Source organism: Ruthenibacterium sp. (assembly GCF_017421385.1).
GTDB lineage: Bacteria > Bacillota > Clostridia > Oscillospirales > Ruminococcaceae > Ruthenibacterium > Ruthenibacterium lactatiformans.
The window spans coordinates 18,978-28,414 of record NZ_JAFOIN010000064.1 but is presented as its reverse complement, the minus strand read 5'-3'; the positions used below and the strand labels follow the sequence as shown (position 1 = coordinate 28,414).

The 9,437-nt window shown below is 60.1% G+C and carries 9 protein-coding genes; all 9 read right to left on the bottom strand.

All coding sequences use genetic code 11. The annotated features are described in order from the left end of the window. Positions 1-227: 227 nt before the first annotated feature. Positions 228-908, bottom strand: coding sequence for a sigma-70 family RNA polymerase sigma factor (locus tag IIY41_RS06770; protein WP_009324361.1), 681 nt, complete (start codon positions 906-908; stop codon positions 228-230). Between the two features lie 39 nt (positions 909-947). Continuing rightward, positions 948-1,376, bottom strand: a complete 429-nt coding sequence (gene spoIIAB / locus IIY41_RS06765) for an anti-sigma F factor (RefSeq protein WP_009324360.1) — start codon at positions 1,374-1,376, stop codon at positions 948-950. Between the two features lie 28 nt (positions 1,377-1,404). Further along, complete coding sequence (locus IIY41_RS06760; RefSeq protein WP_009324359.1) at positions 1,405-1,704, bottom strand: anti-sigma factor antagonist; 300 nt, start codon at positions 1,702-1,704, stop codon at positions 1,405-1,407. A 134-nt stretch (positions 1,705-1,838) separates the two neighbouring features. Then, positions 1,839-3,107, bottom strand: coding sequence for a bifunctional folylpolyglutamate synthase/dihydrofolate synthase (locus tag IIY41_RS06755; protein WP_009324358.1), 1,269 nt, complete (start codon positions 3,105-3,107; stop codon positions 1,839-1,841). Between the two features lie 88 nt (positions 3,108-3,195). Continuing rightward, complete coding sequence (locus IIY41_RS06750; RefSeq protein ID WP_009324357.1) at positions 3,196-3,705, bottom strand: GNAT family N-acetyltransferase; 510 nt, start codon at positions 3,703-3,705, stop codon at positions 3,196-3,198. 33 nt (positions 3,706-3,738) lie between these two features. Beyond that, a complete protein-coding gene (locus tag IIY41_RS06745) occupies positions 3,739-6,360 on the bottom strand; it encodes a valine--tRNA ligase (RefSeq protein ID WP_055079757.1) in 2,622 nt (873 codons plus the stop codon). Between the two features lie 363 nt (positions 6,361-6,723). Then, positions 6,724-7,800 (bottom strand): 6-phosphofructokinase, encoded by a 1,077-nt coding sequence (locus IIY41_RS06740; protein ID WP_009324355.1) that lies wholly within the window; start codon positions 7,798-7,800, stop codon positions 6,724-6,726. Between the two features lie 50 nt (positions 7,801-7,850). After that, positions 7,851-8,093, bottom strand: a complete 243-nt coding sequence (locus tag IIY41_RS06735; RefSeq protein ID WP_040910165.1) for a GlsB/YeaQ/YmgE family stress response membrane protein — start codon at positions 8,091-8,093, stop codon at positions 7,851-7,853. An 88-nt stretch (positions 8,094-8,181) separates the two neighbouring features. Next, positions 8,182-9,108 carry an AEC family transporter gene (locus IIY41_RS06730; RefSeq protein ID WP_055079758.1) on the bottom strand — a complete coding sequence of 309 codons (927 nt, stop codon included), beginning with the start codon at positions 9,106-9,108 and terminating at the stop codon, positions 8,182-8,184. Positions 9,109-9,437: the final 329 nt, after the last annotated feature.

The window sequence follows — 9,437 nt, the reverse complement described above, 5'->3', positions numbered from 1 at the left end:
TTTTCTGATTTTTTTCGAGCCGCTTCGCTCTCTTTTTTCGAGACAGCCTGTTTATTATATCAGCTTCTGTCCTTCTTGTCAAGAACTTCTTTCTGACCTTTCTTTCGGCTTCTTCTCTTCTCTCAGGTCCGCTCCGTCCCCTCGGGACAGCTTAGTTATATTATCATACTTATTTGCGAATGTCAACAAGTTTTTCCAAAAAACTTTTATTTTTCCTTTCCTCTTTTCTAATCTGTCAATTGTTCCCGCATGGCGGCAAGGATCTTCCGTTCCTTACGGGATATCTGTACCTGCGTGGTATGCAGCACCCGCGCTGTTTCACTTTGGGTTTTGTTCTTGAAAAAGCGCAGGTAGATGAGCGTGCGCTCCTCCTTTGTCAGCGTGCCCAACACACTTTTCAGGCTCAGCAAGTCGGATACGGTTTCTTCGCAGCTCTCCTCCGGGATATCGAACTCCCGGCTGCCGTCTTCGTCGCTCACCGGCGTAAGAGACAGTGCGGGCATCGCGGCGCTCATTGCGTCCGCCACTTGTTCAGGCGTTACATCGAGGCGTTCGGCCAGCTGTGAAACAGTCGGTTCCTGCCCTGTTTCCTTTACGCAGCGCTCCCGCACCGCGCTGATCTTCAAGCTCAGCTCCTTCAACGAGCGGCTCACCTTCACGGTCCCGCCGTCCCGGAACAGTTTTTTGATCTCGCCTAAAATCACAGGCACTGCGTAAGTGGAAAAACAAAGGCCGCGGGAACCGTCAAAGCCGTCGTATGCTTTGACGAGCCCCATGCAGCCGGCGGAGAACAAATCGTCGTATTCAATCCCCCGCCCTTTGAAACGGCCGGCACAGGAATGAACAAGCCCCAGATTCTTTTCAATGAATTCGGCGCGCGGGCCGAGCACGACCGGTGTTGGCGGCATAACTTCCCTACTCTCTATATAATATGTATAAAGAGCGGCTCAACGAGTGCCCAGGCGCTTGCTCAGCGTAACGCGCGTGCCTTTGCCCGGGGCAGAGCGCACCTTGACGGAGTCCATAAAGCTTTCCATCACCGCAAAGCCCAGGCCCGCGCGTTCGGCGCCGCCCGTAGTGAACAGCGGCTCCATTGCCTTGGAGACATCCGGGATACCGCACCCCTTGTCCGCCACCGCCACGCGCAGCGTGCCGTCCTCATACAATGCGGCCGTCAGCGTGATCGGACCAATGGTGTTTGCATAGGCGTGCACGATGCAGTTCGTTACAGCCTCGGATACAGCCGTCTTAACGTCGGCCAGCTCGTCCAGCGTAGGGTCCGCCTGCGCGGCAAATGCCGAGAGCGCGCTGCGGGCAAAGCCCTCGTTCACGCTGCGGCTGGGGAATGTGATCTTTACCGTATTCAGTGCTTTCATTTGTTATAACTCCTTTTGGCGCGCGGCCTTAGTCTTTGGATTCGATGCCCGCGATGGACAGCATGCGCTTGATATCCTTCGGCGCTTTCTGTACCACCACCACGCCGCCCATGGCGCTGACGAGCTTGTGGCGGCCCAGAATCAGCCCGATGCCCGAGGAATCCATAAAAGTGACCGCCGAAAAATCAAGGATGAGGATGGCAGGCGCGGCCGCCGCGGCCCGCTCGTCGATTTTTTCGCGCAGGATGGCCGCCCAGTGATGGTCGATCTCGCCCGAGAGCAGCGCCGTAAGTGTTTTTCCGTCTTGCTTGAGTGTTACTTGTGTCATACCCGTTTTGTCTCCCGTTTTCTGAATATTGAAGCCGCGTGCCGCAATGGCACGCAAAAAAGAAAGGCATACAGTCTATGCATCTATCATAGACCGTATGCCTTGTATTTTTTGTTGATTTGCGTCGCCCTGTTTTACTTTGTGAGCAGCCCCCGCGCCTGTGCGGCAAGATACAGGCTGCCGCACACCACAAGCCCCTCCGGCGCGTCCCCCCGCGCCAGGCGCAGCGCCTGTTCCACGCTGTCACAGGCCGTCACCTGCGGGAAATGCCGCTTTGCCAGCGCCGCCAGCGCCTCGGCGGACAGCGCGCGCGGGCTGTCGGGCCGGACGGTATACACGCGGGCGAAACACGGGGCGAGCGCGGAGAGCATCTCCTCCGGCTGTTTGCCGTCCAGAATGCCGATCACCGCCGTCAGCCCCGAAAGCCCTGCGCCGCGCAGCGTCGCCGCCAGCGCCCGCGCACCGTCCGGGTTATGCGCGCCGTCCAGCACCACCAGAGGCCTGCGGGACAATACTTCGATACGCGCCGGAAAACGCGCGCCCGCAATTCCGCCCAAAATCGCCTCGTCCGAAATGTCAAAGCCTTTTTCGCACAGCGCCAACGCAGCCTCTACCACCACGGCGGCGTTATAGGCCTGATGAACGCCCGGGAACGGTACGACAAGGTCGTACCCGCCGTAGTTGACCCGGTTCTCGAAAGCCGGGGCTTTATAGATATGAAGGTCCTGCAGGTCGGGCGCCACAAGAGGGCAATGCGCTTTTGCCGCCCGCAGCGTGATCTCATCCATGGCCTCCTGCGGCTGCGCGGGGTAGCTTATCACCGTGCAGTTGTTTTTGAGGATACCGCACTTTTCCCCGGCAATGGCCGCATAAGTGTCGCCCAGCAGTTCGGTGTGGTCCCTTCCGATGCACATGATACAGGCCACCAACGTGTTTTCCACCGCATTGGTGGAATCCAGCCGCCCGCCAAGGCCCACTTCCAGACAGACGATGTCACAGCGCTCCCGCGCAAACCACAGCAGCGTGGCCGCCGTCACCGCGTCGAACTCCACCAGGCTGTCCCAGCCCTCCGCGCGCAGCCCTTCAGCGGCCGCGCGCACCTCTGTCAGGATCTGCGCCAGCGTTTCCCGGGAAATCATTTCTCCGTCCAGCAGAAAACGTTCGCGAAATTCCAGCACATAGGGGCTGACGCTGGCGCCCACGCGGTATCCCGCCCTGTGCAGCACAGAAGCCAGCATTACCGTTGCGCTGCCCTTGCCGTTGGTTCCCGCAACATGCACGAACCGGAGGCTTTTTTCCGGATTCCCCAGCTTTTCCAGCAGCCGCCGCGTATTTTCCACGCCCGGATGCGCGGCCAGCCGCGGCAGGCTGTGTACCCATTCCAGCGCCTGTTCATAATCCATAGCATCCACCCTCCTTCAAAGCCCACAGCAGAGGGCGGGCAACGGCAACCGCCGCCGCCCGCCCTGTATCTTTACATTATACCGGGGCCTATGCGTCCAGCTCCATCAACAAGGCGGCGTGGTATTGGCCGTTGATGCGAAAGAACCGTTCCAGCCGCCCCACCGTGCGAAAGCCCAGCTTTTCATACACATGAACGGCCGCCGCGTTATCCGCGCGCACCTCCAGCGTGAACGCTGTTACGCCGGCGCGCACGCCCGTCTCCAGCAGCTCCGCAAGCATGCGCGTGGCTATCCCATGGTTCCAGTGGCTTTTGCGCACGCTGGCGTCAATCTGCGCGCGATGGCTCATGCGCGGCCGCCGTGGCCTCGAAAGCCCGCACAGCGCCACGATCTCGTCCGCCTCTTGCGCCACGAGCATCAGCGCGTCGGGGTCGTTCTCCACCTGCCGGAGATATTGCCGTTCTTGCTCCTCCGTGATGGGCAGTCCCTCGGGGCCAAACGTCAGATTGTCGCTTTCTGCGCCGATTTGCCGCAGATACGCCAGTATCGCGGCCGCATCCTCACTGTGGGCAGGGCGAATCGTTAACTCTCCGCTCATTTTTCTTTCCCCTCTCCAAACAGCCAATGCAGCTCAGCCCAGGTTTCGGATGGATTCCTCGATCTTCGCCAGCTTCTCCGCCGCCGCGGCGTGCTTTTGACGCATGTCCTCGACGATGTGCGCGGGCGCCTTGTTCACAAAGCCCTCGTTTGACAGCTTCGCGGCCATAGACGCGATTTCCTTCTCGCACTGGGCCTTTTCCTTGGCCAGCCGTGCCTGCTCCTTTTCCCGGTCGATCAGCTCCATCATCGGGATAAACGCGCGGGCCGCGTGCGTCACCACCTGCGCCACACCCTTGGTGTCGCCGGTGTATTTTTCCGTGAAGGATACCTCGTTTGCAAAAGCGAATTTGGCAAGATACGCAGCCCCGTCCTCAAAAGGCGTTTTGTCCGCCGTCTCGATGATGAGCGACGTCCGTTTTGCCGGATGCACGCCCATGTCCGCGCGCAGCGTGCGCACGGCCTTGATGAGGTCCATCACCTTTTCAAAGCCCGCTTCTTCTTCCGCATAGTTCATCTGCGGTTCATACCCGGGCCATTTTTCCAGCATCAGTGTCTCAGACGCGCCGGGCAGCGCCGTGTAAATTTCCTCTGTGATGAACGGCATGAACGGGTGAAGCAACTTAAGCGCCTGCACCAGCACACTCACCAAAATCTGGCGCGCGCTGTCCGCCTCGGCCGCGTCCTCGCTGTTCAGGCGCAGCTTTGCAATCTCGATATACCAGTCGCAGTACACGTCCCAGATGAAGTCCTGCACTTTCTGCGCCGCAAGGCCCAGTTCGAACTTGTCGAGGTTTTCCGTGACGTTCTTCACCAGCGTGTTCAGCTGCGAAAGCACCCATTTGTCCGCCATCGTCAGCGAGGCGGGCAGGCCGGGCCGGAAGTCCTCCGGCAGGTTCATCATCACAAAGCGCGCGGCGTTCCACAGCTTGTTGGCAAAGTTGCGGCTGGCCTTTACCTTTTCGTCCGAGAAGCGCATGTCGTTGCCCGGCGTGGAGCCCACCACCAGCGTCAGGCGCAGCGCGTCCGCGCCGTACTGGTCGATGATTTCCAGCGGGTCGATGCCGTTGCCCAAAGATTTGGACATCTTGCGGCCCTGCGCGTCGCGCACCAGGCCGTGGATGAGCACGGTATCGAAAGGGGCTTTGTCCGTATACGTCAGCCCGGAGAAGATCATGCGGCTGACCCAGAACGTGATGATGTCATATCCCGTGACCAGCGTATTGGTTGGGTAAAAATATTTAAGGTCCTCGGTCTCTTCCGGCCATCCCAGCGTGGAGAACGGCCACAGGGCGCTGGAAAACCAGGTGTCCAGAGTGTCCTCGTCCTGGCGCACGGGCTTGCCGCACTTGGGGCACACGGTGAGCGGCGTGGCCGAAACACTGATCTCGCCGCAGTCATCGCAGTAATAGGCCGGGATGCGGTGGCCCCACCAGAGCTGGCGGCTGATGCACCAGTCGCGCGTGTTCTCCATCCAGTTGTAATAGGGCTTGTCGAAACGCTCGGGCACGAACCGGATACGCCCGTCGCGCACGGCCTCGATGGCCGGGCCCGCCAGAGGCACCATCTTCACGAACCACTGCTTGCTCACCATGGGCTCCACGGTGGTGCCGCAGCGGTAACAGGTGCCCACATTGTGCTTGTGCGGCTCGATGGAAGCCAGATATCCGCCGGCTTCCAGGTCTGCCACAATGGCCTTGCGCGCCTCGTAACGGTCCATGCCCGCATATTTTCCGCAGTCCTGCGTCATGTGCGCGTCGTCCGTCAGCACCTTGACGACGGGCAGGCCGTGGCGCACGCCCACCTCGAAGTCGTTGGGGTCATGCGCGGGAGTGATCTTCACCACGCCCGTGCCGAATTCCCGGTCCACATACGTGTCGCAGACAACGGGGATCTCCTTCCCCACCAGCGGCAAAATAACCTTTTTGCCGTGCAGATGGGTGTAGCGTTCGTCGTCCGGGTGCACGGCGATGGCCGTATCTCCCAGCATGGTCTCGGGGCGGGTAGTGGCAAGCTCCACGAATTCATCGCCGCCCGCCACCGGATATTTCAGATGCCAGAAAAAGCCGTCCTGCTCCTCGTACTCCACCTCCGCGTCGGAGATGGACGTTTTGCAGTGGGGGCACCAGTTGATGATGCGCTCCCCCCGGTAGATGAGGCCGTCGTCGTACAGCTTTTTGAAAACCTTCAAAACAGCCTTGCTGCAGCCCTCGTCCATGGTGAAACGCTCACGCTGCCAGTCGCAGGAACAGCCCAGCTTTTTCAGCTGCTCCACGATGCGCCCGCCGTACTGCTTTTTCCAGTCCCAAGCGCGCTCCAAAAACCTGTCGCGGCCGAGGTCCTGCTTCGTGAGGCCCTCTTCCTTCATCTTCGCCACGATCTTCGCCTCTGTGGCAATGGACGCATGGTCCGTGCCCGGCACCCACAGAGCGGCATAGTCCTGCATGCGCTTGTAGCGGATGAGGATATCCTGCCAGGTCTCGTCCATGGCGTGGCCCATGTGCAGCTGCCCCGTGATATTGGGCGGCGGCATCACAATGGTATAGGGCCTTTTGTCCGGGTCGCGCTCCGCGTGGAAATAGCCTGCATCCACCCATTTTTTGTAATGCTTGTCCTCCACGGACGAAGGGTCGTAAATTTTCTCCAGTTCTTTCATCCTTGTACTCCTTTCGGGGCGGAATGCAAACAAAAATGCCGCCCCACACAAATGTGCATGGGACGGCATCAAGATACCGCGGTACCACCCAAATTGCCCGCCGCCTGCGCGGCAAGCCACTTGAACGCCCTTAACGCGGGCCAACGAGAGCGGCTACTGCTGTTCCCCGCCCCTGCTCCAAAGCGACAGCGCTCCGCCCGCCCGCACCGGCTCCCACCTGCCCCGGCTCTCTTTCACGGACGTCCCGGCCCGGCCTGTGCCCGCGGCACAGCGGCCCGTTCTGCGGAACGCACTCTTTTTCACAGCATTTACTTATGATGGATTATAGCCGCTTTTGCGCGGTTTGTCAACGGGCGGCGCCTTTCACCCGAGGCTCACTCCCATGCGGCGCGCCACCGTGAGCATGTCGCAGGTCTCGGGCACCAGCTTCGTCTTGCCCGCAATGTCCTTGAGCGCGTTCTCCGTCACGATATTGTTCTTCATGGCGACGGCCACGCCGTAGTGGTCGGCCTCCACCAGCTTTGCCGCATAGGTGCCGAACTCGGTGGCCAGAACACGGTCGTATGCCGAAGGGCTGCCGCCGCGCTGCATGTGTCCGGGCACGCACACCCGGGTCTCAAAGCCCGTCGCTTCCTCGATCTGCCTTGCAATGCGGTTCGTGGCCGTGCGCTCGCCCGCAGCGGCCCGCGCCGCCGCCCGCTCCTTTTTCTTCATGGCCGCTTCGCCCACATCGTATACGCCCTCCGCCACAGCCAGGATGGAAAACGTCTTGCCCTGCTCGCTGCGCTTCTGGATGGCGGCGCAAACATTCTCGATATTGTAAGGCAGCTCGGGGATGAGGATGATATCCGCGCCGCCGGCGATGCCGGAATACAGCGTCAGCCATCCCGCTTTGTTGCCCATGATCTCGATGACCATGCAGCGGCGGTGGCTGGAGGCCGTTGTATGGATGCGGTCGATGACTTCCGTGGCAATATCCACAGCCGTGTGGAAGCCGAAGGTCACGTCGGTGCCGTAAATATCGTTATCGATGGTCTTGGGCAGGCCGATGATGTTCAGGCCCTCCTCGCTGAGCAGGTTGGCCGTTTTATGCGTGCCGTTTCCGCCCAGGCACAGCAGGCAGTCCAGCTTCGCATCCTTATACGTTTTTTTCATGGCGGCGACTTTGTCGACCTTGTCGTCCTCCACGACGGTCATCATTTTAAACGGCGTGCGCTTGGTGCCAAGGATCGTGCCGCCCACCGTCAAAATGCCGGAAAATTCATACTGCTGCATTTCGCGCCATTCGCCCTTGATGAGGCCGTCGTAGCCGTTCTGAATGCCGACGATCTCCACCTCATCGCCGAAACGCTGGTACAGCGCCTTGGCCGCGCCGCGGATGGTGGCGTTCAGGCCGGGACAGTCCCCGCCGGAGGTAAGGATACCCACACGTTTTTTCATCGAAAAACCTTCTTTCTCTCAACCGTTCACGCCCGCCGCCGGGCGGCGCGTTATTTTGTCAGCCTGCGCGCCACGAACAGGAACACGCACGCCCCCACCACCGAAACAATGATGTTCGCAAACAGGCTGTGCGCCGAAAAGCCCAGCAGGCCGAACAGCAGCCCGCCCACACACGAACCGATGACGCCGACGGCGATGTTCCGCACAAGGCTCCCGCCGCCGCCCATTATTTTGCTTGCCAGCCAGCCGGCCACCGCGCCGACGAGCAGCGTTGAAAGAATTGCCCAGAGCATTTTTATCTTCCCCTTCCAAAGGCGCATCCATGCGGCGCCCCTGCCGATTTTGTTTCTGTTTTCAGTATAGGATTTTCCCACCCGGTTGTCAAACCGGCAGCACCGCCAGCAGCAGCGTCATGATGGTGATGCTCAGCACCATGCTGATGGAATTGATGACGGCAGCCACCGTGCCGTCGCAGCCGTTTTCAATGGTGATCATCGGGGCGCAGCTCGCCACCGGCGCAAACAGCATCACCACCAGCGTGCGTGCCACTTCCCGCGGAACCGGCAGCCAAAGCCACAAAACCACAGCCGCCAGTGCGCACACCGTGTACCGCCCGGCCAGGACCCGGGCCACCGTGGCGCGGCCTTCCCGCGGGAACCGCACCTCAAACAGAATGCCGATGCACAGCATGGCAAGAAAGGAGTTTGCATTGCCCGCCATCACGGCCACGTTCATCGCAAAACCCGGCAGCTCCCAGTGCAGCAGGCTCAGGGCGACCATCGCCACATACACAAGAAAAGTGGGCGTGGTGAAAAGCTTTTTCAACACTGAACCGAGCCCCGCGCCCCTGCCCTTCCCGCCGCCCATGGCGCGCTGGGCCACGGCCGCGTTGGGCCCATACGTAAAAATCGCAGCGCCCACGTCAAACATGCACATAGCGGCAAAGGATTCCGAGCTCACCACGCCCGATAAAAACGGGATGGCGAAATTTCCGCAGTTGAATGTGTTGGTGTTCAGGATCGTCGTTCCCCGTTCCACTGCCGGACGCCCGCGGGAAAGCACCGCACCCGTGCAAACCAGCGTCAGGCTCACCAAAAAGGAAAACACGAACGTGAGCAGCAGCACGCCGCTCAGCTCCACGCCTGCAAAGCCCTTGACGATAGCGGCCGGCAGCGTGATGTTCATAATGACCGCAGAGAGGAACCGCGCGTCCTGCACGCGGAACAGCCCCGCTCTTTTTAACAAATATCCTCCCGCCAACACAGCCAGATAGACCCCGCTGTTGGAAAGGCTGGCCCACAGGTCCATATACCGATGCCCCAATCCCGTTCAGGCGCCTGCGCGCAGGCGCCTTTGCTGTTTTTTCAGTATACCATGACGCCGCGAAGCGGCCCCAACAAAACCGCACCTGCTGCGGTTTTGCATGGTTCAATGTTCTCAAGCCCGTGCGCGAAAGCGCATCAGCGCACGAAGTGCGCGCGGCCGCGCAAGCGGCGGGCTTGAGGTTATTATACCACGCGCCCAAAGCCGGGTACACGGCAAATCTTGCGCAAGGGGATTTTATTTCGTGTGGATTTTCTTAAAAAAAGGTGTTGACATCGGGCGAATTTCTTCGTATAATAATAAAGCACTTCGGC

Excerpts from the sequence above, each read along its gene's own strand:
- IIY41_RS06770 (WP_009324361.1), bottom strand. The coding sequence starts at position 908 with ATGCCGCCAACACCGGTCGTGCTCGGCCCGCGCGCCGAATTCATTGAA.
- spoIIAB (WP_009324360.1), bottom strand. The coding sequence starts at position 1,376 with ATGAAAGCACTGAATACGGTAAAGATCACATTCCCCAGCCGCAGCGTG.
- IIY41_RS06760 (WP_009324359.1), bottom strand. The coding sequence starts at position 1,704 with ATGACACAAGTAACACTCAAGCAAGACGGAAAAACACTTACGGCGCTG.
- IIY41_RS06755 (WP_009324358.1), bottom strand. The coding sequence starts at position 3,107 with ATGGATTATGAACAGGCGCTGGAATGGGTACACAGCCTGCCGCGGCTG.
- IIY41_RS06750 (WP_009324357.1), bottom strand. The coding sequence starts at position 3,705 with ATGAGCGGAGAGTTAACGATTCGCCCTGCCCACAGTGAGGATGCGGCC.
- IIY41_RS06745 (WP_055079757.1), bottom strand. The coding sequence starts at position 6,360 with ATGAAAGAACTGGAGAAAATTTACGACCCTTCGTCCGTGGAGGACAAG.
- IIY41_RS06740 (WP_009324355.1), bottom strand. The coding sequence starts at position 7,800 with ATGAAAAAACGTGTGGGTATCCTTACCTCCGGCGGGGACTGTCCCGGC.
- IIY41_RS06735 (WP_040910165.1), bottom strand. The coding sequence starts at position 8,093 with ATGCTCTGGGCAATTCTTTCAACGCTGCTCGTCGGCGCGGTGGCCGGC.
- IIY41_RS06730 (WP_055079758.1), bottom strand. The coding sequence starts at position 9,108 with ATGGACCTGTGGGCCAGCCTTTCCAACAGCGGGGTCTATCTGGCTGTG.